24 protein-coding genes are annotated in these 23102 nt (G+C 67.8%); 12 read left to right on the top strand and 12 right to left on the bottom strand.

Features of this window, described 5'->3' with window-relative positions:
* Positions 1-26 precede the first annotated feature (26 nt).
* The 3 genes from WFI54_RS03035 to argG all read left to right on the top strand — a co-directional run bounded on the left by WFI54_RS03035 (position 27) and on the right by argG (position 3535).
* Complete coding sequence (locus WFI54_RS03035; protein WP_336651314.1) at positions 27-866, top strand: aldo/keto reductase; 840 nt, start codon at positions 27-29, stop codon at positions 864-866.
* Positions 867-960: 94 nt separating this feature from the next.
* The gene (locus tag WFI54_RS03030; protein ID WP_336651313.1) at positions 961-1968 is read left to right on the top strand and encodes a malate dehydrogenase; all 1008 of its coding nucleotides are present in this window, start codon (positions 961-963) and stop codon (positions 1966-1968) included.
* A 145-nt stretch (positions 1969-2113) separates the two neighbouring features.
* A complete protein-coding gene (gene argG, locus WFI54_RS03025; protein ID WP_336651312.1) occupies positions 2114-3535 on the top strand; it encodes an argininosuccinate synthase in 1422 nt (473 codons plus the stop codon).
* Between the two features lie 235 nt (positions 3536-3770).
* Here argG and WFI54_RS03020 read toward each other — a convergent pair whose 3' ends face one another.
* Positions 3771-4019 carry a WhiB family transcriptional regulator gene (locus WFI54_RS03020; RefSeq protein ID WP_017884807.1) on the bottom strand — a complete coding sequence of 83 codons (249 nt, stop codon included), beginning with the start codon at positions 4017-4019 and terminating at the stop codon, positions 3771-3773.
* Between the two features lie 194 nt (positions 4020-4213).
* Here WFI54_RS03020 and WFI54_RS03015 point away from each other — a divergent pair, with 194 nt between their 5' ends.
* Entirely contained in the window at positions 4214-4633 is a 420-nt protein-coding gene (locus tag WFI54_RS03015) for a hypothetical protein (RefSeq protein ID WP_336651311.1), read from the top strand.
* Between the two features lie 55 nt (positions 4634-4688).
* On the opposite strand, the gene WFI54_RS03010 is transcribed toward WFI54_RS03015, so the two are convergent.
* The 3 genes from WFI54_RS03010 to aroA are packed head-to-tail and all read right to left on the bottom strand — an operon-like array spanning position 4689 to position 7741.
* Positions 4689-5171 (bottom strand): peroxiredoxin, encoded by a 483-nt coding sequence (locus WFI54_RS03010; protein ID WP_336651310.1) that lies wholly within the window; start codon positions 5169-5171, stop codon positions 4689-4691.
* Between the two features lie 18 nt (positions 5172-5189).
* Complete coding sequence (gene rsgA / locus WFI54_RS03005; protein WP_336651309.1) at positions 5190-6248, bottom strand: ribosome small subunit-dependent GTPase A; 1059 nt, start codon at positions 6246-6248, stop codon at positions 5190-5192.
* Positions 6248-7741 (bottom strand): 3-phosphoshikimate 1-carboxyvinyltransferase, encoded by a 1494-nt coding sequence (gene aroA, locus WFI54_RS03000; RefSeq protein ID WP_336651308.1) that lies wholly within the window; start codon positions 7739-7741, stop codon positions 6248-6250. Before aroA ends, rsgA begins: the two co-directional genes overlap by 1 nt.
* Before the next feature lie 203 nt (positions 7742-7944).
* On the opposite strand from aroA, the gene WFI54_RS02995 reads away from it, so the two are divergent.
* Positions 7945-8604 (top strand): sigma-70 family RNA polymerase sigma factor, encoded by a 660-nt coding sequence (locus tag WFI54_RS02995; RefSeq protein WP_336651307.1) that lies wholly within the window; start codon positions 7945-7947, stop codon positions 8602-8604.
* Positions 8601-8846, top strand: coding sequence for a zf-HC2 domain-containing protein (locus WFI54_RS02990; RefSeq protein WP_336651306.1), 246 nt, complete (start codon positions 8601-8603; stop codon positions 8844-8846). Before WFI54_RS02995 ends, WFI54_RS02990 begins: the two co-directional genes overlap by 4 nt.
* A gap of 9 nt (positions 8847-8855) precedes the next feature.
* Here WFI54_RS02990 and WFI54_RS02985 read toward each other — a convergent pair whose 3' ends face one another.
* From WFI54_RS02985 to WFI54_RS02960, 6 genes are all read right to left on the bottom strand, one after another.
* The gene (locus tag WFI54_RS02985; RefSeq protein ID WP_336651305.1) at positions 8856-9572 is read right to left on the bottom strand and encodes a tyrosine-protein phosphatase; all 717 of its coding nucleotides are present in this window, start codon (positions 9570-9572) and stop codon (positions 8856-8858) included.
* 9 nt (positions 9573-9581) lie between these two features.
* Positions 9582-10517 (bottom strand): alpha/beta fold hydrolase, encoded by a 936-nt coding sequence (locus WFI54_RS02980; protein WP_336651304.1) that lies wholly within the window; start codon positions 10515-10517, stop codon positions 9582-9584.
* Positions 10518-10544: 27 nt separating this feature from the next.
* Positions 10545-10844: a hypothetical protein gene (locus WFI54_RS02975; protein ID WP_336651303.1), complete on the bottom strand. Its 300-nt coding sequence runs from the start codon at positions 10842-10844 to the stop codon at positions 10545-10547.
* 137 nt (positions 10845-10981) lie between these two features.
* Positions 10982-11446 carry a Fe-S oxidoreductase gene (locus tag WFI54_RS02970; RefSeq protein WP_442918451.1) on the bottom strand — a complete coding sequence of 155 codons (465 nt, stop codon included), beginning with the start codon at positions 11444-11446 and terminating at the stop codon, positions 10982-10984.
* Between the two features lie 77 nt (positions 11447-11523).
* A complete protein-coding gene (locus WFI54_RS02965; protein WP_336651301.1) occupies positions 11524-12411 on the bottom strand; it encodes an arginase family protein in 888 nt (295 codons plus the stop codon).
* An 83-nt stretch (positions 12412-12494) separates the two neighbouring features.
* Positions 12495-13331 (bottom strand): DUF3097 domain-containing protein, encoded by an 837-nt coding sequence (locus tag WFI54_RS02960; protein WP_336651300.1) that lies wholly within the window; start codon positions 13329-13331, stop codon positions 12495-12497.
* 179 nt (positions 13332-13510) lie between these two features.
* On the opposite strand from WFI54_RS02960, the gene WFI54_RS02955 reads away from it, so the two are divergent.
* Together WFI54_RS02955 and WFI54_RS02950 are read left to right on the top strand one after the other, a co-directional pair.
* Complete coding sequence (locus WFI54_RS02955; RefSeq protein WP_336651299.1) at positions 13511-14869, top strand: MFS transporter; 1359 nt, start codon at positions 13511-13513, stop codon at positions 14867-14869.
* 140 nt (positions 14870-15009) lie between these two features.
* Positions 15010-16089 (top strand): enoyl-CoA hydratase/isomerase family protein, encoded by a 1080-nt coding sequence (locus WFI54_RS02950; RefSeq protein WP_336651298.1) that lies wholly within the window; start codon positions 15010-15012, stop codon positions 16087-16089.
* Positions 16090-16157: 68 nt separating this feature from the next.
* On the opposite strand, the gene WFI54_RS02945 is transcribed toward WFI54_RS02950, so the two are convergent.
* Positions 16158-16514, bottom strand: a complete 357-nt coding sequence (locus tag WFI54_RS02945) for a VOC family protein (RefSeq protein WP_336651297.1) — start codon at positions 16512-16514, stop codon at positions 16158-16160.
* Positions 16515-16564: 50 nt separating this feature from the next.
* On the opposite strand from WFI54_RS02945, the gene WFI54_RS02940 reads away from it, so the two are divergent.
* From WFI54_RS02940 to speB, 3 genes are all read left to right on the top strand, one after another.
* Positions 16565-17440: a DNA-methyltransferase gene (locus WFI54_RS02940; protein WP_336651296.1), complete on the top strand. Its 876-nt coding sequence runs from the start codon at positions 16565-16567 to the stop codon at positions 17438-17440.
* Positions 17441-17624: 184 nt separating this feature from the next.
* A complete protein-coding gene (locus WFI54_RS02935) occupies positions 17625-19226 on the top strand; it encodes an aminotransferase-like domain-containing protein (RefSeq protein ID WP_336651295.1) in 1602 nt (533 codons plus the stop codon).
* Positions 19227-19409: 183 nt separating this feature from the next.
* A complete protein-coding gene (gene speB, locus WFI54_RS02930; RefSeq protein WP_336651294.1) occupies positions 19410-20399 on the top strand; it encodes an agmatinase in 990 nt (329 codons plus the stop codon).
* A gap of 149 nt (positions 20400-20548) precedes the next feature.
* Here the strand turns inward: speB and WFI54_RS02925 are convergent, their stop codons facing one another.
* Positions 20549-21325, bottom strand: a complete 777-nt coding sequence (locus WFI54_RS02925; protein ID WP_336651293.1) for a nitrilase-related carbon-nitrogen hydrolase — start codon at positions 21323-21325, stop codon at positions 20549-20551.
* Between the two features lie 235 nt (positions 21326-21560).
* Here WFI54_RS02925 and WFI54_RS02920 point away from each other — a divergent pair, with 235 nt between their 5' ends.
* Complete coding sequence (locus tag WFI54_RS02920) at positions 21561-23072, top strand: APC family permease (protein WP_336651292.1); 1512 nt, start codon at positions 21561-21563, stop codon at positions 23070-23072.
* Positions 23073-23102 lie beyond the last annotated feature (30 nt).

Raw genomic sequence — 23102 nt, 5'->3', positions numbered from 1 at the left:
CATCCGCCAGGTACCGAAGGAGAATCATGGCTGCGCTCGACACCCCGAACCTCACCCTCAGCAATGGAACCGAGATCCCGCAGCTGGGCCTCGGCGTCTTCCTCGTCGAACCCGGTGAGGCCGAGCGGGTCGTGTCTGACGCGCTGGAGGTGGGCTACCGCCACATCGATACCGCGCGCATCTACGACAACGAGGCAGAGGTGGGGCGCGCGATTGCGGCGAGTGGCATTCCCCGTGATGAGCTTTTCATCACCACCAAGCTCTGGAACAACGACCACGAGCACGCCGCCGATGCCTTCGAGAAGAGCCTCGACAAGCTCGGTCTCGACCGTGTCGACCTATATCTCGTGCACTGGCCCGTTCCGATGTTCGAGGGCAGCGCCCTCACTGCGTGGCGCGGCCTTATCGACATCGCAGAGACCGGCCGCGCCTCGGCGATCGGCGTCTCCAACTTCGAGATCGAGCACCTGCAGCAGGTGATCGACGCGACCGGTGTGGTGCCCGCGGCCAACCAGATCGAGTTGCACCCGCTGCATCAGCGCCGCGAACTCACCGCGTTCTGCGCCCAGCACGGCATCGCAGTCGAAGCGTGGGGTCCGCTCGCCCAGGGCAAGACCGACCTCTTCGAACGCCCCGAGGTGGTCGCTGCGGCTGAGCGCCACGGCAAGACCCCCGCCCAGGTGGTGCTGCGCTGGCACCTGCAGCAGGGGCGCATTATCTTCCCGAAGACCGGGCGTCGGGAACGCATGATCGAGAACGCCGACATTTTCGACTTCGAGCTCAACGGCACCGAACTTGAAGCCATCGACTCGTTGGAGGCGGGCACCAACTACGGGCCCGACCCCCGCAGCTTCGACGTGCGCTGAGCCCGGCAACCTGGGCGGTGGTTGCCGCCCGGGCGCAAGTGCCGTGCCGACGGCTCAGCAGCCGCGATCCGCAGCCAGAGATGAAGGAGACGCAGTGACCACTCACGCACAGCCCATCACCATCACCCTCACGGGCGCCGGCGGGCAGATCGGCTACGCCGCGCTGTTCAGAATCGCCGCCGGTGACATGCTCGGCGCCGAGCAACCGGTCACCCTGCGTCTGCTCGAAATCCCGCAGGGCATGCGTGCGGCTGAGGGCGCCGCGCTCGAACTGACCGACTGTGCCTTCCCGACGCTTGCAGGAGTCGACGTCTTCGATGACCCAGTCGCAGCCTTCGATGGCGCGAATGTGGCGATGCTCATCGGCTCGCGCCCTCGCACCGCCGGTATGGAGCGCGGTGACCTGCTCGAAGCGAACGGCGCTATTTTCGGGCCGCAGGGGCGCGCGATGGGGGCGCACGCGGCCGACGACATCAGGGTGATCGTGGTTGGCAACCCCGCCAACACCAACGCGCTCATCGCCCAACAGCATGCCCCCGATGTGCCGGCTGAACGCTTCACCGCCCTCACTCGCCTCGATCACAACCGAGCGGTGGGTCTGCTCGCCGCAGAAGCGGGCGCGACGGTGCGCGAGATCGACGGGGTGACCATTTGGGGCAACCATTCGGCCACCCAGTACCCCGATCTCAGCCACGCCACCATTCGCGGCCGGGCGGCGCTCGACGTCGTCGACCGGGCGTGGGCGCGCGGCGCCTATATCGACAGAGTCGCGAAGCGCGGTGCCGAGATCATCGAGGTGCGGGGCGGTTCTTCGGTCGCGTCGGCAGCAAACGCCGCGATCGAGCATGTGCGCGACTGGGTGCTGGGCACTGGCACCGCTGCGAACGGTGCCGAACGGCGCACAAGCGCTGCGGTCGTGTCGCACGGTGAGTATGGCGTGCCTGAAGGGCTGGTTTCGTCGTTCCCCGTCGTGTCGCGCGGTGGCGATTGGCAGATCGTCGAGGGGCTCAGCGTCGACGAGTTCTCCCAGCAGCGCATCGATGCGTCGGTGGCGGAGCTGGTCGCGGAGCGCGACGAGGTGCGGCGGCTCGGGCTGATCTGAGCGGGAGATCGCGGGCCGCTCAGAGCCGAGGGCGGATCGCGGTCTGGCCCGATGCCGGGTTCGGGGTGGGCCCGGGGCGCGTGCGCCTCGGGCCGGGCACTGCAGCGAACGAGGCTCACCCCTTCGGCCCAGTAGGATGGGAAGCATGTCTAAGGTGCTTTCTTCCCTGCCTGTCGGCGAACGCGTCGGCATTGCATTCTCCGGTGGTCTCGATACCTCGTGCGCGGTCGCTTGGATGCGCGAGAACGGTGCCATCCCCTGCACGTACACCGCCGATATCGGCCAGTACGATGAGCCCGACATCGACGGTGTCGCCGGTCGCGCCAAGGAGTACGGCGCCGAGATCGCGCGTCACGTGGACGCAAAGCGCGCACTCGTCGAAGAGGGTTTCGTTGCCCTGCAGACCGGCGCCTTCAATGTGCGTTCGGGCGGCAAGACCTACTTCAACACCACGCCGCTCGGCCGTGCCGTCACCGGCACGCTGCTGGTGCGCGCCATGAAAGAAGATGGCGTCGACATCTGGGGCGACGGCTCCACCTACAAGGGCAACGACATCGAGCGCTTCTACCGCTACGGCCTCATGGCCAACCCGGCGCTGCGCATCTACAAGCCCTGGCTTGACAAGCAGTTCGTCGAAGAGCTCGGCGGCCGCCAGGAGATGAGCGAGTGGCTTGTCGCCCACGGCTACCCCTACCGCGACTCCACCGAAAAGGCGTATTCGACCGACGCCAACATCTGGGGCGCCACCCACGAAGCCAAGAAGCTCGAGTTCCTCGACGCCGGCCTCGACATCGTCGAGCCCATCATGGGCGTCGCTGCCTGGCGTGAAGACGTCGAGGTGGCCACCGAGGAGGTATCGGTGCGCTTCGAGGCCGGCCGCCCCGTCGCGATCAACGGCGTCGAGTTCGACGACCCGGTGGCACTCGTCTACGAGGCGAATGCGATCGGCGGCCGTCACGGCCTCGGTGCCAGCGACCAGATCGAGAACCGCATCATCGAGGCGAAGTCGCGCGGCATCTACGAGGCTCCCGGTATGGCGCTGCTGCACATCACCTACGAACGCCTCGTCAACGCGATCCACAACGAGAACACGCTCGCCTCGTACCACACCGACGGCCGCAAGCTCGGTCGCCTCATGTACGAGGGCCGCTGGCTCGACCCCGAGTCGCTGATGCTGCGCGAAGCGCTCCAGCGCTGGGTCGGGTCCGCGATCACCGGCGAGGTCACCGTGCGACTGCGCCGCGGCGACGACTACACGATCCTCAACACCACCGGCCCCAACCTCAGCTACCACCCCGAGAAGCTGTCGATGGAGCGCACCGTGGGCGCCGCCTTCGGCCCTGAAGATCGCATCGGCCAGCTCACCATGCGCAACCTCGACATCGCCGACTCGCGTGCGCGCCTCGAGCAGTACGCGCAGCTCGGGCTTGTCGGCGGCGCAACCGCCGAACTCGTGGGCGAACTCGAAGTCGGCGGGGCCGCGGAGATCGCCGACGCGGTCGGCGGCATCGATGAGGAGAGCGACGCGCTCGGCCTGTCGGCCGCCTTCGACTCCGGAACCGACTAGCCGCTCCCAATCGTGCCACTGCAGGCACCTGTACGGTGCCTGCAGTGACGCCTCCTTGACGGCCCGGGTTCAGTTGAACCCGGGCCGTCATGCGTCTGGGATCGCAATACGACAGTGCGTTCTCGATGCAGAGCCAGCCCGCCGCACGAGCTCCGAAACGACGACAGCCCCCGATCCGCCGACACTATCGGCGAAGCGGGGGCTGTCACGGCGAGCTCGAAAGCCGCCGGGGGGATTAGGAGGCGCGGCGCGCGCGAGCGGCGCGGCGCTTCAGGGCGCGGCGCTCATCCTCGCTGAGGCCACCCCAGACGCCGGAATCCTGACCGGTGTCCATCGCGTACTGCAGGCACATCTCGGTCACCGTGCAGCGAGCGCAAACCGACTTTGCGCGCTCGATCTGCTCAACAGCAGGCCCAGTGTTGCCGACCGGGAAGAAAAGCTCCGGGTCTACGGTGAGGCAAGCAGCCTTCTCGCGCCAATCCATGTGTGTCCTCCATTTGTAAACGCACGCACACGAAATACACTGGAGGCTGTTGCCTGGAATCTCGCGCCGTAACTATCTGAAACGTGGCTGAGAATGCTCACGTCAGTGTGCGCGAAACTCGACGGAATATATAGTTTCACGGATGTAGAAGCAAATCAATAGTGTATTTGCAATTGATTGGAAAGAGGCCCGAAATGCCCTCGTCACCTGCTGATCACCCGCGGTCCCAAATTGCCTGGCGGGCGCTGGGGGCGCTGCTGGCAGCCGAAACCGCACTCATGGTCTGGGTGCTCGGCGTCACCCTTGTCGGCGCATTCGCCCCCGGAGGCGATCCGCTGCAAAATCTCAGCCTCATTGTCACTGCGGCCTTGGCTTTCGCCTGGGTAGCCGTCACCCTCATCGGTGCCGCCAAATCACGCGCCAGCTGGGTGCGCGCATCATCGCTCACCATGCAGGTGCTGCTGTTCGCCGCAGGCACCGGCTGCCTGCAACTCAGCATCGGACCCTGGTGGCTGGGCTTCGCACTCATCGCACTCGCCCTCGCAGGGTTCGCGGCCTCGATCTTGGCCCGGCCCACGCTGCAGCCAGGCGCAGACCCGGGCGAGGGGCAGTAGCAACTCGATCCTGCAGGTGGGGGAGCGGATCACGATCCGCCCCCCACCGCATCATTCAGGCCGCGTCAAGCCCGAGCAGCTTGCGCACCCGCGCGACATGCCCGGTGGCCTTCACGTTGTACAGCGCGTGGGCGATCCGCCCTTCCGCGTCGATCACGAAGGTGGAACGGATCACACCCTCGACGATGCGACCGTAGCTGTTCTTGGTGCCGTAGGCGCCGTAGGCGCGATGCACCGCAGCGTCGGGGTCGCTGAGGAACGGGTACTCCAGGCCGTCGCGGTCGGCGAAGCGGCGCAGCCGCTCCACAGCATCACGCGACACGCCCAGCACCCGGTAGCCAGCCGCCGCGAGCGATGCCGACGACTCCTGAAACTCGCACGACTCCTTCGTGCAGGCGGGCGTCATCGCCTCAGGAATGAAGAACAACACCACCTGCTCACCGCGAAAATCGCTGAGCGAGCGGCGCACGCCATCCTGATCGAGGAGCGAGAAGTCGGGGGCGGGCTGAGTGGGCTCGAGAATCACGCGTTCGGTCATGCTTCCAGCCTAGTCGCGCTACTTCAGGAGGCGTCGCAGCGACTCCACACGCGCCGCACCACCGGCGTCGAGCCGGCCGTCAGCCACAGCAGCATCGAGCTCGCAATCGGGGGCATCCTCCAGGTGCGTGCAGCCGCGCGGGCAGGCGTCAATGATGTCGGCGAGATCGGTGAAACCGCGCAGAATGCCCTCGCTTGTGACATGGCCCAGGCCGAAGGAACGCACGCCCGGCGTGTCGATCACCCAACCGCTGTCGCCGCCAGGGCAGCCCGGCGTGTCGGCACGATACGCCACCGACGAGGAGGACGTGTGGCGCCCGCGCCCCGTTACCTCGTTGACGTGCCCCGTCGCGCGGCCCGCCTCCGGCACGAGCTCGTTGATGAGCGTCGACTTACCCACACCAGAATGGCCAACGAACACCGTGGTGCGACCCGCAAGCGAGGCGCGAATCTCGGCGAGCGGCCACGCGCCCGGACGCGACCGGAACACGGGCACCTCAAGTGCCGAGAAGTACGCGAGAAACGGCTCAGGGTCGGCAAGGTCGGTCTTTGTGATACACAGCAGGGGGCGGATCCCGGCATCGTACGCCGCCACCAGGTAGCGATCCACGAGACGCACCCGCGGCTCAGGGTTCGCCGCCGCCACCACGATCAGCATTTGGTCGGCGTTCGCCACCATCACCCGCTCAACGGTGTCACTGTCGTCGGCGCTGCGGCGCAACAGCGTGCGACGATCCTCAATGCTCACAATCCTGGCGAGCGAGCCCTCGTTGCCGCTGGTGTCGCCCACAAGCTGCACCCGATCGCCGATCACAATGGGCGTGCGGCGCAACTCGCGGGCGCGAGCCGCCACCACAACTCGTTCGGCAGGATCGGCAGGGTCGGCTCCGCGGGCGACGAGCGCCGTGTAGCGACCGCGATCCACCGCCGTCACCATACCGACCACGGCATCGCCGTGTTCGGGCCGCCGCTTCGTGCGCGGCCGGTTCGCCTTCGGATTGGGGCGCTGGCGCACCGCGTGATCGGCGTACTCGGCGTACGGGCCGTCTTCGTCGTCGTCGGGGATCAGCCAGCTCATTACCGCAGCAGATCTCTCATATCGGGGAAGACGAAGCTGCTGTGAGGAGGATCGCCGGCCTCGGAGGTCTCGACGGTGCGGGCAGCCAGGCCGAGCTCTCCGCCGGCCTCGGGCGCGAGACCGAGCATGCGCCGCCACAGCTCGGAAAACTGCGGCAGCGTTTTCGACGTCGAAGCGATGTCCTCCACCTCGACGCCCGGCACACGCAACCCGACCAGAGCGCCCGTCGTCGCCATGCGGTGATCGGCGTAACTGCGCCACAGCCCGCCGTGCAGGGGGGCCGGGTCGATCGCGATCCCGTCGGAAAGCTCGCGCGCACGACCGCCGAGCCCGTTGATCTCGGCGACGAGCGCGGCGATGCGGTCGGTTTCGTGGTGGCGGATATGGCCGATGCCCGTAATCTCGCTGGCCTCGCCGTCGCTGCCGTCGGAGCCGTGCGCAGCGAGCGCCGCAAGCCCCACCAGCGTGGGAGCAAGCTCCCCGGCCTCAGGTACATGCAAACGCACCCCGCGGAGCCTGCCGTCACCGGACACCGTGAGCGAGCCGTCAGCGGCGAGGCTCGCCTCCGCACCGAACTCGGGCAGCAGCGCACGCAGCTGATCGCCCACCTGCGTCGTCGCTGACGGCCAGCCTGGCACGGTAACCCGGCCGCCCACAGCGACTGCGGCAGCCAGGAACGGGGCAGCGTTCGACAGATCAGGTTCGATGGTCACATCACGGGCGCGGATCGGGCCGGGCGCCACCACCCACTCGCCGGAGGCGGGGGATGCGACCTCGACGCCGCGCGCCCGCAAGGTTTCGATCGTCATCTCGATGTGCGGCAGGCTCGGCAACCGCTCGCCTGTGTGCACTACGTGCACGCCCTCCTCGAAGCGCGAGCCCGAGAGCAGCAGTGCAGAGACGAACTGGCTCGACAGCGAGGCATCGAGCTCGACCCGGCCACCGCGCAGCGATCCGCTGCCGTGCACCGTGAACGGAAGCGCGCCGCGCCCCTCATCAGCAATGTCGGCACCGAGCGCGCGCAGCGCGTCGAGCACCGGGCGCATCGGCCGCTTCCGAGCGTACGGATCACCGTCGAACGCCACAGGGCCGAGCGCGAGCGCCGCTACCGGTGGCACGAAACGCATCACAGTGCCGGCAAGCCCGCAGCCGATGCTAGTCGACCCCATAAGCTCGGTGGCCGGTACCACGCGCAGATCGGTGCCGCTGCGCGACGGCACCTCCTCAATGCCCGTGCCGAGTGCGCGCAGGGCCTCGATCATGAGCGCGGAATCACGCGAGTGCAGAGGAGCGCGCAGCACGCCAGGCCCATCCGCAAGCGCAGCAAGGATCAGCTCGCGACCCGTCAACGACTTCGATCCCGGAAGTGCGACCCGGGCCTCAAGCGCACCCGCGGCAACAGGCGCAGCCCAGAGTGCAGCAGCCTCGCCCGGGCCTTCGCCCGAGCGGGCCTCGTCGCCGTCCTTGCCCTGGTTCATCTTTGCTTCAAGCATCGCCCCGAGTCTACCGCGCAGCCCCGCCGCCATGCGTGCCCCTCTCTCCCTCCAGCCTTGCTTCCCTCCACGCCCTGAGCTGCGGTGGTCGGGGGTGGGACCGGGGCCTGGGAGGAGGAGGGCGGGGGAGAGAACGGGGGCGCGCGAGGGCGGGGTGGCGGGGTGCGGGCGGGGTTCAGGCGGGGAGGCGTAGGATCGTGGGTGTGACTGACACCACGGCGCACGACGACAAGGCGGTCCTGGAGCAGCGCTTCACCCAGGAGGCGCTGCCGCTGCTCGACCAGTTGTACGGGGCAGCGATGAAGATGACCCGCAACCCGCAAGATGCGCAAGACCTGGTGCAGGAGACCTACCTGAAGGCGTTCTCGGCGTTCGCGTCGTTTCAGGAGGGCACCAATCTCAAGGCCTGGCTGTATCGGATCATGACGAACAGCTACATCAACACGTACCGTAAACGGCAGCGGGAACCGTATCTCGGGGCTGTCGACGAACTCGAGGACTGGCAGCTGGGCGGCGCAGAATCAGCCACCGCAATGTCGGCACGTTCCGCCGAAGCGGAGGCCATCGACCGCACGCCTGATGCGGTGGTGAGCGAAGCACTCAATGCGCTGCCAGAGGATTTCCGTATCGCGGTCTACCTCGCCGACGTCGAAGGATTCAGCTACCAGGAGATCGCCGACATTGCCGAAGTGCCCATCGGCACCGTGATGAGCCGCCTGCATCGGGGCCGCACGCGCCTGCGCAAGACCCTTGGGGAATACGCGCGCGAGCAGGGCGTTGGACTCAATGCGGCAGGAAGTGCGACGAAGAAGCCGGCCGGCCGCACGAAGACCAAGAACACAGAAGAGGGAGCGACGCGATGAGCGATTGCGGTTGCGAGAAGGCCAAGGCCAACCTCTACGAGCTGCTGCGCGGAGAGCTCTGCGCTGAAGAGTCGGCGCCGATCCGCGAGCACCTCGAGAATTGCCCCGGTTGCCGCGACGAGGAGACGGTCTGCATTCGCCTCACCGAGGTGGTGCGCCGCGCCTGCGAAGAAGAGCGCGAGAACTGCGCCCCCGAAGACCTGCGCGATGCGATTCTCCGGGGGCTCCGCGTCGACAGTTGAGCGCTGCCGCTACTCGACGAGCTGCGCGTGCAGCCGTTCGATGGTTGCGTCGGTGACGTCGTTGACGCGCAGATAGTCGCGCACCGAACCGAAGCGCTCGTCGACGGCGTGGAGCGCGCGCTCGATCGCTGCAAGCGGCGTTGCGACGAGCAACTGCTCAAGCTCAGGGGTGACCTCGATGCCGAGGTGCTTGATGAGCTCGAGATTCTTCGCCCGCCATTCGCCGCTGAGGTTGTGCTCCGAAGCCGCGTAGTCGTGCATCACATCGTCGCGATCCACCCCCACCGCCAGGAGGGTGAGCGCCGCGACTGCGCCGGTGCGGTCTTTCCCGGCGGTGCAGTGAAACACTGTCGCACCGGGCTCGGCGAGCATCGTCACCGCTGAGGCGAGCCTGTCGCCGTGCTCAAGGTAGAGCATTTCGGTGAGCTGGTAGATATCGAGTTGCGCCGAAATGTGCTGCGTCACGTCGGGGAAGATGGGGTGAGGCACCACAGCGGCGTTCTCCGGAACAAGATCGGGCTGCGGGCCGCGCTCGGCGTCATCGCGCAGGTCGATGACCCGCGTGACAGAGAGCTCGGCAATCTGCTCGCGGCCTCTCTCGCTCAGTGCGGCGAGCGCGTCGGAACGGAAGAGCGTTCCCGACTTGGTGTGGCCGTCGTCAGCGCGGAAGCCGCCGAGATCTCGAAAATTGAAGGTGCCTTCGATGGGGAGCAGTGAGGAGATCACGGGTTCATCCTAGGTGGTTGCGATTGCGGCTGGGAGTGAGAGATCGCGCACGGTCGAGGCGAGCAACTCGGGGGCTGCCTCGTGCAGATTGTGCGAGCCGGGCACGGTGATGATCGCGGCGCCGGGCAGGTGCTCCTGCCACTCCGCAGCGAGGGCGTCGCTGAGTATCCCGCGCTGCGCTCGCACGAGCGTGACCGGCACCGTGAGCTGCTGCACGATCGACCAGATCGCGGCATAGGGGTGCGGATCACCATCAGTGGCGCCGGGCATCGCTTCGAGGTGTGCGAGGTGGTGCGTCCACTCGAACCTTCCGTCTGGGCGGCGACGGGTGTTGAGGGTGACGCCGCGGGTCAAAGCGGCCCTGTCGGAGCCGATACCAAAACGAATCGCGCGATCAACGATCTCCTCGACAGAACCGTAGTCGCGTTGCCCGGTGATGAACTCGACAACCGCCCCCGCATTGCCGCCGGGCGTGATGCCCGGGGTGATGTCGACCATCACGAGGCGCCGCACCAACTGGGGTCTTGCCTGTGCCACGAGCGCAGCGGCGAGCCCGCCGAGCGAGTGCCCGAGAAGAGTGATCGGCTCGGGCGCGAGTGCGTCGAGCGCCGCGACGATATCGGCGGCGAGCAGCTGCGGCCGGTAGTCGGCATCGCTGCGCCAGTCGCTGCGACCGTGCCCGGGAAGGTCGAGCGAGAGTGCCGGGCGGCCGAAAGCGAGCAGCATTGGATCGAAGCTGTGAGCGTTTAGACCTGCACCGTGGAGTACGACGAGTTCTGGGGGTGCGGGGGCGTCGAAGTGGAGCCCGCTCAGCGCCCTGCCCTCGGCGACGGGCACCGAAACACGTGCCACGTTGGGCAGCGGTGCGCTGCGGTGCACTCGGGCGGCGTCGCCCTCGAGGAATCGGAACTCGTCGTCACCCGGAAACTCGGCTTCGCTGCTCATATCGCCAGTGTAGGGGTCGCGTTGCGGCTACTCGGGAAACACCCGGCGGCTGATCGCCTGCACATCGCGGTCGAGGTGGCGAACCTCTGTGCGCAGCGATCCGATTTCGGCCCGTATCTCGGCAAGCTCAGCGCTCACCTCGGCTCGTGATGCAGCAAGCTCAGCTCGCGACGTGCTGAATTCGGCCTGCATCTCGGCCCTGAACGAGACGAACTGCGCCGTGATCGCGCGCCACATCACCTGGGTGGTGAAGGTGATCATGCCGACGAGCGCGGCGGCGAACACGCCGATGAGGGCCCACACCTGGGGTTCAGTCAATTCGATCACACCTCCATTCTGCTCTATGCATCCCCAATGCTGCCACTGTGCAGACGAGCGTGCTGGCTGAACCCTCGATATGTGGAGAACTTCGGTCACAGGGGCGGATCCGCCATCCTGTGAGCGGAGTGCGCTCTCCCGCGGTCTCAGCCCGCGCGGTGTCTCGCCGTGGCCGACCGCCGCACATAGCCGCCATCTTCAAGACCGGCCTCGATCTCGAAGCGATTGCGCAGCGGATCGCGTCCCGCGAGCAGATAGAGCAGCGGCATCGCGAAACCGTACCGGCGCCACTGCTCCCGATGCACGAGTTCGTGCCGCAGCACCGCCGGTGAGACGTTGCTGTGGGTGAGATAGCACGATCCGACGCAGCTGCCGCCGCGACCAAACGTCCACCGCGGCATGCCACGGAACACCCACAGCCCCTCGTGGCGCTCCACGCGGCCAGTGCTCCAGATGGAACCCCACACAAATCCCACCGCTGTGGCGTAGAGGTAGCCGAGCCGTGCGAGCGGCCACCGCGGGTGTGGGGTGCGTTGTGTATTCGCCGCCGTGTGCGGCGTTTCACCGGCTGCGGAAACGCGGTGCGTTTCCGTCGACGCCGGTGCCCACACAAATCCCACCGCTGTGGCGTAGAGGTAGCCGAGCCGTGCGAGCGGCCACCGCGTGCTCTCAGTCGGCTCCGCCCCCGTCATCGAGCCGACCCCGAGGTGAGCGCCGCAAGCACCCGCAGCACCGTCGGCAGGTCTTCTGCCGCAGCCGAAGCATTCGCCGGCGCGAACTCGCAGATCGCCGCCCCCGCGAGCGGCAGTGCGGTCACAGCCGCCCTGATCGCCGCCGTCAGCTGCGTGACGGTCAAGCCGAACGGCACCGCTTCGTGCACGGCCGAGAACTCAGCGGGGTCGAGCACATCGAAGTCGACATGCACGTACACATGCTCGGCACTCGACTCGGTAAGACGCTCCCGCACCGCGGCGGCGAGCGCGCCTGGATCGGCAGGCTGCCCGGGATCAGTGACACCCGAGATCGAAACCGGGTCGAGCAGGTGCACGCCGTGCCGCTCGATCTCCGTCTCTTCCTCCGGGTCGATCGCGCGCGTGCCGACCAGGGTGAGATGCGCCGGATTGATGGGGGTCGCGCTCGCGAGATCGGGCGAGCCGTCGCCGAGGGCGTGGCGCAGCGTCATACCGGAGGCCGCCCCGGACGGAGAGGTGCTGGGGTGCTGCAGATCGGGGTGAGCGTCGAACCAGAGCACCGCGAGGCGATCCGCACCGTGCGCGCGCACCGCAGCTTCGAGGCCCGCCAATGACGAAGCGCAATCACCGCCGACGATCACCGGGGGAGCACCGTCGATCTCACCGATCGTCTGGCGCGCCGCATCGCGGGCGCGCAGCAGACTGCTGAGTCGCGCCACAGGCGTGCCGAGCGCGTCGCCGGCTTCGAGCGGCACGGGCACCTCGCGGGTTGCAGCAGACGGGAGATCTTCGCGCAGCGTCTCAGCTCCTTCCGCGAGCTGCATCGCTCGCGACGACGCTGATCCTTGCCACTCGGGCATCATCAGAAACACGGGTTTCGACACAGCGCCTCCTCGCCTCGTGCGCCCTTCCAGAATACTCCGCCTGGGCGGTGTGTCGGCAGCGAATTCTGTGTGCCTGCGCCGTTTCAGCCCACCGTGACGAAGTCGATCAGGTGCTCGACCCGGCCCACGAGCTCGGGTTCGAGGTCGCGAAAGTTGCGCACTCGGCCTCTGATGCGCGCCCAGGCGTCGGCGATGTCGGCGGGCTCGTCCGAGGGCCAGCCGAGGGCACGGCAGATCCCCGTCTTCCACTCGATCGAGCGGGGGATCTCGGGCCACGCCTCAAGCCCCACCCGCGCAGGTTTCACCGCCTGCCAGATGTCGACGAAGGGGTGGCCGACGATGAGCACATGCGCCCCATGCGGCCCCCGCGCGATCGCCTCCGCGATCCGCGTTTCCTTGCTGCCGCGCACGAGATGGTCGAGCAGCACCCCGGCCCGCCGATCCGCAGCCGGGCCGAACTCGGCCAGCACCTGCTCAAGGTTGTCGGCACCCTGCAGTAGCTCCACAACCACGCCCTCGACCCGCAGATCGTCACCCCACACCTGCTCGACGAGCTCGGCGTCGTGCTTGCCTTCTACGAAGATGCGGCTCGGCATGGCGACTCGCGCGCGCTGCTGCGGGGCTGCGAACGAGCCGGAGGCGGTGCGCTGGCGTGCGGATGGCTGGCGCTTCGGCGGCACGAGCCGCACGGGTTCGCCATCGATGAGAAAGCCGTCGCTCAGCGGGAAGGCGCGCACCTTGCCGCGGAAATCCTCGAGCTGCACGAGCCCTTCGCGGGCACCGACAACGGCACCGCACCACTCGGTCTCGCTGTGCTCGACGACGAGGCCGCGGGCGAGGGGCACTTCGCGGCGCTGCACGGGGCCGCGGCGGGGCTTCATCTTGGCGAGCGGGTCGTCATCGTAGCGGGGGTCGAACACGGAACCTGAGCCTAGCGCGTGGCGGTGTTGGGCACGGTCGCCTCAACGAGATCTTGGATCTGCGGGAGATATGGAATCTGCCGTGCATATGGCGGATCCGCCCCCGAATGCCATATTGACGCCAGATTCCATATTGTGGGCGCCCAGGCTCCGGCCTGTGCTCCGGATAGGCTGGGCCGGTGCGCGACGACCCCGACGAATCAACTCCCCGGCGTCGCGGTCTGCGCGGCCTCCTCGTCGACGTCACCCCGCTGCGGGCGAGCCCTGCCTTCGCGAAGCTTTGGACGGGCACCTCGATCGCGCAGATCGGCGCGCAGGTGACCATTGTGGCGGTGAGCCTGCACATCTACGACATCACCCATTCCACGCTGGCGGTGTCGTTCGTGGCGTTGTGGGCGCTCGGCCCGATGATCCTCGCGGGTTTTGTGGGCGGTGCGCTCGCCGATGCGTTCGACCGACGCGCGGTTGCGCTCGTCACTGCGATCGTGGCGTGGTGCAGCACGGGCACCCTCGCGGTGATCGCTTTTCTCGGGGTTGAGACGACCTGGCCGTACTATGCGCTCGCCGCAGTGAACGCCGCGTCGGCGACGATCAAGGGTGCGGCGCAGGGTGCGATTCTGCCTCGCCTGCTGCCCACCCAGTTGCTGCCGGCGGCAGCGGCGTTGAGTGGAATCACAATGGGGCTCGCGGTGACAGTCGGGCCGGCGGTGGCCGGGGTGCTGGTGGCGAGCGTGGGCTTCGCATGGACCTACCTGCTCGATGTGGTGCTGTTCACTGGCGCATTTCTTGGGATCATGAGCTTGCCGCGGATCGCTCCTGACGGTGAGCGGCGCGGTATCGGGATCGGCTCCGTGGTCGACAGCATGCGGTTTCTGCGGCGTGCGCCGAATGTGCGCGCCACCTTCGTCTGGGATCTGATCGCGATGATTCTGGGGCAGCCTCGGGTGGTGTTTCCCGCTGCCGGTGCCATTGTGTTGGGCGGCGGGCCGGTGACCGTGGGGATTCTCACGGCATCGTTCGCGGCGGGTGCGCTGCTGAGTGGCCTCGTCTCCGGGCCGTTGGGGGCGGTGCGTCGGCAGGGGCGTGCGGTGACGCTCGCCGTGGCTGCGTTTGGAGTGTGCACGGCCCTCTTCGGGACGGTGCTGCTGCTCACTGCGCTGGGAGTCGACAAGGGTCTGATCGCGATGGTGGCGACCGACGATGATGCGTTCATCCCCGCAAATGTGGGAGCGATCGTGCTGGCGGGTCTCGCGCTGGCTGGGGCGGGTGCCGCCGACAATGTGAGCGCGGTGTTCCGCACCACGATGCTGCAGGCCGCGGCGCCTGACGATGTGCGTGGGCGCATGCAGGGGCTCTTCTATGTGGTGGTTGCCGGCGGGCCGCGCGTGGGCGACCTTGTGGCAGGCGGTCTTGCGACGCTGTTCGCACTGTGGGCGCCGCCGCTCGTGGGCGGGCTGCTCATCTGCGTGATCATGCTGGTGCTGCTGCGCACCGCCCGTGGCTTCCAGCGGTACGACGCGCTCCACCCCACCCCGTAGAGCCGGGGGCGGATCCGCCCCACCGAGAGGCGGATTTCGCGGGTAACTGTGCTCGCACAGCTGAGAAATCCGCCTCTCGATGCCGATCCTGGGCGGGAGGGTTCCCCGCCCGCTCGCAGGCCACCTGATACCGTGCAGACATGAGCACCGACGCACCCCAGGTTGCCCCCGAACCCCTCGTGATCGCCCGCCGCCACGGCGCTATGACGCGCATCACGCTCAACCGCCCGCGCGCAATCAACGCCCTCACGCTCGAGATGTTCGAGCTGATCGGCGCGGCGCTCGCGACGGCGCAGCGCGACGGTTCCGCCGTGATTCTCCTCGACGGAGCTGGTGAGCGGGGTTTCTGCGGCGGCGGCGATATCAAGGAGATCTCGGGCGGTGACACGATGCGCATCCTCGCAACCGAGTACCGGCTCGATCTCGCCCTCGCTGAGTCGCCCGTGCCGGTGGTGAGCATCATGGATGGCATCACGATGGGCGGTGGCATCGGCGTGGCGGGGCATGTGCAGCACCGCGTGGTGACCGAGCGCAGCCGCCTCGCGATGCCCGAGGCGCGCATTGGGATCGTGCCCGATGTTGGCGGGCATCTGCTGTTGGCGCGTGCGCCCGGTCGTCTGGGGGAGATGCTTGCAGCGACCGCCGCCGAGATGGGCCCGGGTGATGCGATTGCGTTGGGCTTCGCAGACTATTTCGTGCCCTCGCAGCGGCTCGACGCGCTGCGGGAGGCCCTTGCTGGGGGTGCGGATCCGGGAGCCGCGTGCGCGCGATTCGCCGACCCGGCCCCGAGTGCGCCCCTGCTCGCAGCTCAGGCGTGGTGGGGGGCGATCGTGGAGGCCGCGCTCGGCGGCTCGTACCCGGCCGCGTCCGAGGATCCCGCAGGGGCGGCGCTCCGGCTGGTGCGTGCACTCGAAACTGCGGCGGGCGGTGGGGGAGCGGGTGCAGCCGAAGCTGCTGACGCCGCCGCGACGGTGCGCGCGATGTGCCCGGTCTCGGTCGCGGTGACGCTCGCGCAGATCGACCGCACGCGCACGCTCGGGCTGGGCCTCGCCGAGGTGCTCGCCGATGACCTGCGGGTGCTGGGGCGTGTGGCGCCGCGCCCCGATTTCAGGGAGGGCGTGCGCGCCCAGGTGATCGACAAAGATCGCAACCCGCGCTGGTCGCCCGCGCGCATTGAAGATCTCGACCCCGTGGAGCTCGCGGCGATTCTCACCCCCTAGCCTCGCGGCTGCCCGCGCGGCGGCTGGCGGCGCAGTGGTTGGGGCGCAGGCTCAGCGCCGGACCCGGCTCAGTGCGGGTCGCCGATGCAGAACTCGTTACCTGCGGGGTCTGCGAAGGTGTCCCACGAAAAGCCCTGCTCTCCGCGCCGGCCGAGGTGCACTGCGCCGGCACCGACCCACTCGGCGACCATCTGCTCGCGGTCGACGTCGGCGCTGCGGTCGAGGTCGAGGTGCATGCGGTTCTTGCCCGCGGCGACCTTCTCAACCCGCTGGAATCCCAGCGCGACGGGCACCTCGGGTGCGCGCACGATGCAGAACCAGCCCTCGGCATCATGCACGATTTCGCCGCCCAGGCGCTCGGCCCACCAGGCGGCGAGGGGCCGTGGATCTTCCGTGTCGACAGTGATCATGCCCAGTCTGATCATGATGGCTCCGCTCGCTCGGTGAGGTGTGCGCTCCACGATACCCTGGGGGGATGCACTGGACCGCTGACGGCCCCGACCTGGTGGCCGCGGGCGATAATCTGCCGATACTGCGGGGGCTTCCCGGCAGCGCGTTCTCGGTGGTGTACCTCGATCCGCCGTTCAATACCGGCCGCACGCGTCAGGCTGAGCGGGTGCGGGGCACGCGCTTGGAGGCCGATCGCGAGGCCGGGGCTGAGCTTGCGCGCGGGGAGCGGCTGGGGTTTCGTGGGCAGGGCTATCGGGTGACGCGGGAGCGCACGCTCGCCTATGACGATCGTTTCGGTGACTACTGGGATTTTCTCGAGCCTCGTCTGGAGGAGGCGTGGCGAGTGCTTGCCCCCGACGGAACCCTCTACCTACACCTTGACTATCGCGAGGTGCACTATGCGAAGGTGCTGCTCGACGCGCTGTTCGGCCCGGAGTGCTTCATTAATGAGATCATCTGGGCCTACGATTTCGGGGCGCGTACGAAGCGTCGTTGGCCTGCGAAGCACGACAACATTCTTGTCTACGCGAAGCATCCCGATCACTTTTACTTCAATGCCGAGGCTGTGGATCGCGAGCCGTACATGGCGCCCGGGCTGGTGACGCCCGAGAAGGTCGAGCGGGGCAAGCTGCCGACGGATGTGTGGTGGCACACGATTGTGTCGCCCACGGGCCGTGAGCGCACGGGTTATCCGACGCAGAAGCCGCTGGGCGTGGTGCGCCGTATGGTGCAGGCGTCGTCGCGGCCGGGGGATTGGGTGCTTGATCCGTTTGCGGGCAGTGGCACGACGGGTGCGGCGGCGGCGGAGCTGGGTCGGCGCTTCATGCTGATCGACGATAATCCTGAGGCGATTGAGGTGATGCGCGGCCGGCTCGCCGGTGCCGCGCCGGTCTTCGTCTGAGGTGCGCGGGCGGCGATGCCGGTGCATTGAGGTTACGCGTGTGGTCGTTTCGGCGATCGGTTCAGGGCCACACGGGTGACCTCGATGAGGGCAGCGGATCGGCGGAGCGCAGGTGGCCCATGAAACTATGGTGGCCTGTGTCGGCTGAGTGGACCACCTCATGCTGGGGTGCCAAACTGGAGCGGTGACCGATCCTGCACTTCGCGGCCCCGCCGAACTCGTGATGCAGCTCGACCGTGCCGCCGCTGTGCCGTTGCCGGCCCAGCTTGCCGCGGCCCTGCGCGAATCGATCGACGCCGGCCGGCTGCGGCCCGGTGAGCGGGTGCCTGCCACGCGGGCGCTCGCCGGGCGGCTGGGCGTCGCGAGAGGGGTCGTCGTTGCAGCCTACGAGCAGCTCATCGCGGAGGGGTATCTGCACGCCGAGCACGGCCGCGGCACCCTCGTGAACCCCGACCTCGGCACCGCGGCGACCATCCGGGCCGCAGCACGCGCCGGAGATGGCGAGGCGGTGGGGCTCGCCGACAGTGGCCCATCCCGTGCGGGGGCGTTTGATGCCGGATCCGCAATCGACAGCAGTGGCGGATCTCGCGAGCGCGTCGACACGGGGGCCCCATCCGCGCGCAGCGCCGATCCGCACCCCAACCAGGACCTTGAAGGTGCCGTGCCTGCCCCGCGGCCGCCGCTCGCGCCGGGCACACCACTCACCGATGCGACCGAGCGACCCGCCTGGCGTGCGGCGTGGCGCGCTGCGGTGGCGCGAGCGGATCGCCGGTCACCGGCCCTGGGTGAGCCCGCGCTGCGGCTCGAAGTCGCAGAGCACCTGCGCCTGGTGCGCGGCACGGCTCGCCCAGCGCATGATGTGATTGTCACCGCCGGCGCGCGCGAGGGGCTCGGCCTGCTGCTCACCGCGCTCGGCACGACGCGTGGGCACGGCCTGGTGGTGGGTGTTGAAGATCCAGGGTTTCCGTCGCTGCGCAGCGTTGCGGCACGTCACGGGGCCCGCATCGTTTCGCTGCCCGTCGACGCCGAAGGGTTGCGCACCGATCGACTGCCCGAGGGGCTGCTCGATCTGGTGATCGTCACCCCCAGTCATCAGTACCCCGTAGGCGGTTCGCTACCGCTGCCGCGCAGGCGTGAACTGCTCGACTGGGCGAGGCGCACCGGCATCGTGGTCGTTGAGGATGACTACGACTCCGAGTTGCGGCACGCCGGCGGGCCTCTGCCGGCGCTCGCCGCGCTCGACGACCCGCAGACCGGCTCAGTGGTGACGCTCGGCACGTTCTCGAGCACGGTGACGCCCGCGGTGGGCGCCGGCTTCCTGCTGGCCCCGCGCAATCTGCGTGCGCTGCTCGAACCGGTGCGTCAGGATCTCGGTTCGCCGGTGTCTGCTGTGGTGCAGTTGGCGCTCGCCGATTACCTCTCGACGGGCGAGTTGCGCCGCAACATTGCGCGGGTGCGGCGGCGGCATGCGGCGCGGCGCGATCTGATTTCGGAGTGCTTTGCGGGGGTGCCGCGTGTGCGGGTGCGGCCGATGAGCGGCGGCCTGCATGCGGTGCTGGAGTTCTCGGGGGAGGGGGCTGCGCTGCGAGAAGCGCGCGCGGTTGAGCTGGCGTCTCGCGGCTCGGCTGAGTTTGCGGCGGGGCTCGGCATTGCGGCGCTGGGCGCCTACTGGCAGCATCATCGGCCCGATCGTGCGGCCGGTGTGGTGCTCGGCATGGGCGGCCCTGATGATGCCGAGTTCGAGGCTGCGCTGGGGCAATTGGGGCGGATCCTGCGCTCGATCTGAATGGCGGCGCTCGTGGTGCATGCGGGCGATTGAAGTGCGCGCTGCACTGGACCGCGGCTCACGCTGCTGATACGCTTGCCGAAACGTTACGGCATATCGATGCTTGTGAAGCAAAGAAGCTCCAAAACGTTTCAACATAGATCAATGCGGGCTTAGCCCGCGCCACCAGTGAAATGAGGAACCATGACTGAAGAGTCGACAGGCTCGTTCGACGAGACCATGTGGAACGGCCTCCTGCACGGCGGCCTCGGAGGCACCTTCATGGGCGTGCCCAGCGTCGAACTGCAGCGCGACGCGATCATCGCCTCCGGTGCGAAGGCCGTCATCTACGGCTTCCCCTTCGACGCCACCACCATCAGCCGCAGCGGCGCCAACTACGGCCCGCGCGCGATTCGCGAGACCTCCGTGCAGTACACGAACTTCCAGGCAACGTTCGACTTTGACCTGTTCGCGCACCTGCCGCTCGTCGACGGCGGCGACTGCCAGGTGGCCCTGGGCAACACCCCCAAGACCTTCGAGCGAGTCGAGGCCGACATCGCAGAGATCGTTGCGGCCGGTGCGATTCCCGTAGTCTTCGGCGGTGACCACTCCGTGAGCATCCCCGTGGGCAAGGCTGCGAAGAAGCCCGGCACGAGCCCCGGCTGGGTGCAGTTCGATACCCACCTCGACGCCGCGCCGCACGTCGGCGGCGAAGAGCTGAACCACTGCTGCACCATCACCCGCGCTGTTGACAACGGCTACGATCCGGCAAAGATCGTGCTGGTGGGCATCAGTGGCTGGATGAACCCCAAAACCGAGCTGAAGTATTGCCGCGACAATGGCATCCGCGTGATTTGGCTCGAAGATATCTGGCAGAACGGCACCCTGTGGGCTGTTGAGCAGATTCTTGAGCGGGTCGGCGAGGAGGGCTTTTACCTCACCTTCGACGTCGATGCCCTCGACGCGGCCTTTGCCCCGGGCACCTGCGCGCCCACGCCGGGCGGTATGACGATTCGCGAGGCCTTCGAGATCGTGCGCGGCATCGCGCCCGCGGGCCTTATCGGGCTCGATATTGCCGAGCCCGCGCCGTCGCTCGACCACTCCACCCGCACCCAGTTGATCGCCGGGCGCATCGCGCTGGAAGCGCTCGCGTTCCACGCCGGTTCGCCGAACACGCCGGTTTACGTCGGCTGAGTCGCGGGACTGCAGGGGCGGGCTGGGGTGAATCCCTGGCTCGCCCCTGCGGTGTGTGCGGTGTGGATCGCGCGCCTGGTGCCGCGGTCGAATTTCCCCGGCGGGTTGGAGCACCGGGCGGATCGCGCCGTGCGCCTCGCCCCGCCGCCCTACGCTGCGTAGAGTTCGGGTCGCCGCTGCGCGAGCATCGCGGTGGCGCCGTCGCCGCCGGCTCCGAGTGCGAGGGTAGCGGTGAGTTCGCCGCTGGTTTCGGTGTCGAGTTCGGCGATGGTCGTGCCGTCGGGGGCGACGACGCGGCTCGAGCCGCAGAAGTGATGACCAGATTCGTTGCCGATGCGGTTGGCGTAGGCGACGGGCACCCGGTTTTCGAGGGCGCGGGCGGTGACCGCGGTGCGGTGGTCGAGTTCGTAGGGGTGCATGTTCGCGGATCCGGCGATGAGGAGGTCGGCCCCGCGCAGCGCGAGGCTGCGGCCCACCTCTGGAAATTCGATCTCAAAGCAGTTGATGACGCCGATGCGTGCGTTGCAGAGGGTGATGGGGGCGATCGTGTCCCCGGCGAGGAAAACGTCACGTTCGTTACCGAAGAGGTGGGTTTTGCGGATCGCGGGGAGCACGTGGCCGTCGGCGTCGATGGCGAGGTAGGCGTCGAAGTGGCCGCCTTCTGCGGCTTCGATGAAGCCGATGAGGAGTGCGGTTTCGGCGTCGCGGCACGCCGAGGCGAGCGCGGTGATGCGCGGGTCGTCGATGGTGAGGGCGAGTTCGTGGAGGTGTTCGGTCTGGTAGCCGGTGAGGAACAGCTCCGGGAAGACGATGAGGTTGGCATCGCTCGTGGCGAGCGCCTCGCGCACGCGATCGAGGTTGCGCGCGACGTCGCGGGGGAGCGGTGCGTCCTGGATGACGGTGATGCGAAGGGTTGAGGTGCTCATGATGCTCATATTCTCGCATGTCGGTGCGGTCTGCGTCCACGGTTGCTAAATCGTTTCGATAATCGCATGTCGCGAAAATAAAGACCACGAGGCATCTTGTTAAAACGTTTCGGCTGCGGTAGCGTGGGCGGCGGATGATGCAGGATCGCGCCCAGGCGGCACGCTCCGGCACTCCCGGCGGAGGCGCCGATGATTGTCGCACTCCGTCGCCGTATCTTGAACCAAGGGAGTTTCTATGACCACGGCGCCGACGGTGATGAAGAGAGAATTCACCATGTTTTCAGCGCTCTCAGTCGCATTCGCGTTCGTCTCACCGATCGTGGCGCTGTACAGCGTGCTCGGGCTCGGCCTCACCACCTCGGGCCCGGCCTTCATCTGGGGTGGCATGATCCTCTACCTCGGTCAGTTCATCGTCGTGCTCACCCTGGGCGTGCTCGCGTCGAAGTGGGCCGACTCCGGCGGCATCTACCAGTGGTCCAGGCGCCTGCTGGGGCACCGCTACGGCTGGTTCGCATCGTGGACCTACATCTGGACACTGCTCATCACCCTCCCCGCTGTGGCCTACGCGGGCGCCGTGCTGATCCCGCCGATCTTCGACATGCCGGCCGCCGATCACGGCCTGGTCACCTGGCTCGCCGTGGGCCTGCTCGCCTTCAGCACCATCGTGAATCTCGCAGGTCGGGTTTTCATCAAGATCCTGATGGTCGGCGTCATCGTCGCAGAGGCCGTGGGCTCCATCGGCGTGGCGATCTGGCTGCTGCTGTTCGAGCGCCACCAGGGCCTCGACTACCTGTCGCCCGCCTCGCTCGGTGACTACAGCGGCGTCTTCTTCTCCGCCCCGCTCGTTATGGCGATCGCGTTCTCGAGCTACTTCGCCATCGGTTTCGAGAGCGCGAGTTCCATCGCCGAGGAGGTGCGCCGCCCCAAGAAGGCCGTGCCTCGCGCGATGGTGGTGTCATTCTTCGCCATCATGATCATTGTGCTCCTGAGCACCCTCGCTTTCACGCTGGCCGTGCCGAGCGACGCCTTCCTGCAAGACCCTGACAATGCCGCCGATCCGGCGGTCGCGATTATGGCTGCTACCTTCCCGGAGCCAGTGTTCCGTGGCATTCTCGCCCTGTTCGTGATCGCGTTCGCAGCGAGCCTCATGACGATCCAGATCACGGTGTCGCGCATTGTGTGGGCCACGGGCCGCAACGGCGAGCTGCCGTTCGCACGGTTCCTCACCAAGCTGTCGGGTGAGACGGGGCTGCCCCGCCGCGCAGTGATCGTGACGGCCGTGATCGCGGTGCTGCTGTTCATCCCGTTCCAGAGCGAGGGGATTCAGATGGCGCTCATCTCCTTCTCCTCCGTGGGGTTCTTCATCTCGTTCCTGTTCCCGGTGCTCGGCATGGCGATCGCGCGCTTCACCGGTCGCTGGAGCGACGATCCGCAGCTCTTCTTGGGCCGCGCTGGGCGAATTGTCAGCCTGCTCGCACTCGTGTGGCTGGTGTTCCAGATCGCGAATGTTGCGTGGCCTCGGGAGAGCGGGGCCGGCTGGGCGACTGACTGGTCGACGATCATCGGTGTCGCTGCCGTCGGAGTGCTCGGCATCGTTGTTGAAGCGTGGGTGCACCGCAAGCGAGTGCACGCGGCGACTACCGGGTCGACCATCGTGATCGTCGAGCGCGACGAGTCCGATGACGACGAAGACGACGAGGTTCCTGCTGAGCTGCGCGAAGCGCCCGCGGGCAGCAAACGCGCCTGAACCTGGCGATGCCGCGCGCCTCAGGGCTGC

This window comes from Leucobacter sp. MMO-125, from assembly GCF_037148395.1.
Classification (GTDB): domain Bacteria; phylum Actinomycetota; class Actinomycetes; order Actinomycetales; family Microbacteriaceae; genus Leucobacter.
Note: the sequence above shows the minus strand (reverse complement) of the source record. Positions and strands in the feature narration are given on the sequence as shown.

Excerpts from the sequence above, each read along its gene's own strand:
- aroA (WP_336651308.1), bottom strand. The coding sequence starts at position 7,741 with ATGCTTGAAGCAAAGATGAACCAGGGCAAGGACGGCGACGAGGCCCGC.
- WFI54_RS02920 (WP_336651292.1), top strand. The coding sequence starts at position 21,561 with ATGACCACGGCGCCGACGGTGATGAAGAGAGAATTCACCATGTTTTCA.
- WFI54_RS02945 (WP_336651297.1), bottom strand. The coding sequence starts at position 16,514 with ATGATCAGACTGGGCATGATCACTGTCGACACGGAAGATCCACGGCCC.
- WFI54_RS02950 (WP_336651298.1), top strand. The coding sequence starts at position 15,010 with ATGAGCACCGACGCACCCCAGGTTGCCCCCGAACCCCTCGTGATCGCC.
- WFI54_RS02990 (WP_336651306.1), top strand. The coding sequence starts at position 8,601 with ATGAGCGATTGCGGTTGCGAGAAGGCCAAGGCCAACCTCTACGAGCTG.
- WFI54_RS03020 (WP_017884807.1), bottom strand. The coding sequence starts at position 4,019 with ATGGATTGGCGCGAGAAGGCTGCTTGCCTCACCGTAGACCCGGAGCTT.
- WFI54_RS02980 (WP_336651304.1), bottom strand. The coding sequence starts at position 10,517 with ATGAGCAGCGAAGCCGAGTTTCCGGGTGACGACGAGTTCCGATTCCTC.
- argG (WP_336651312.1), top strand. The coding sequence starts at position 2,114 with ATGTCTAAGGTGCTTTCTTCCCTGCCTGTCGGCGAACGCGTCGGCATT.
- WFI54_RS03035 (WP_336651314.1), top strand. The coding sequence starts at position 27 with ATGGCTGCGCTCGACACCCCGAACCTCACCCTCAGCAATGGAACCGAG.
- rsgA (WP_336651309.1), bottom strand. The coding sequence starts at position 6,248 with ATGAGCTGGCTGATCCCCGACGACGACGAAGACGGCCCGTACGCCGAG.
- WFI54_RS03010 (WP_336651310.1), bottom strand. The coding sequence starts at position 5,171 with ATGACCGAACGCGTGATTCTCGAGCCCACTCAGCCCGCCCCCGACTTC.
- WFI54_RS03015 (WP_336651311.1), top strand. The coding sequence starts at position 4,214 with ATGCCCTCGTCACCTGCTGATCACCCGCGGTCCCAAATTGCCTGGCGG.
- WFI54_RS02925 (WP_336651293.1), bottom strand. The coding sequence starts at position 21,325 with ATGAGCACCTCAACCCTTCGCATCACCGTCATCCAGGACGCACCGCTC.
- WFI54_RS02940 (WP_336651296.1), top strand. The coding sequence starts at position 16,565 with ATGCACTGGACCGCTGACGGCCCCGACCTGGTGGCCGCGGGCGATAAT.
- speB (WP_336651294.1), top strand. The coding sequence starts at position 19,410 with ATGACTGAAGAGTCGACAGGCTCGTTCGACGAGACCATGTGGAACGGC.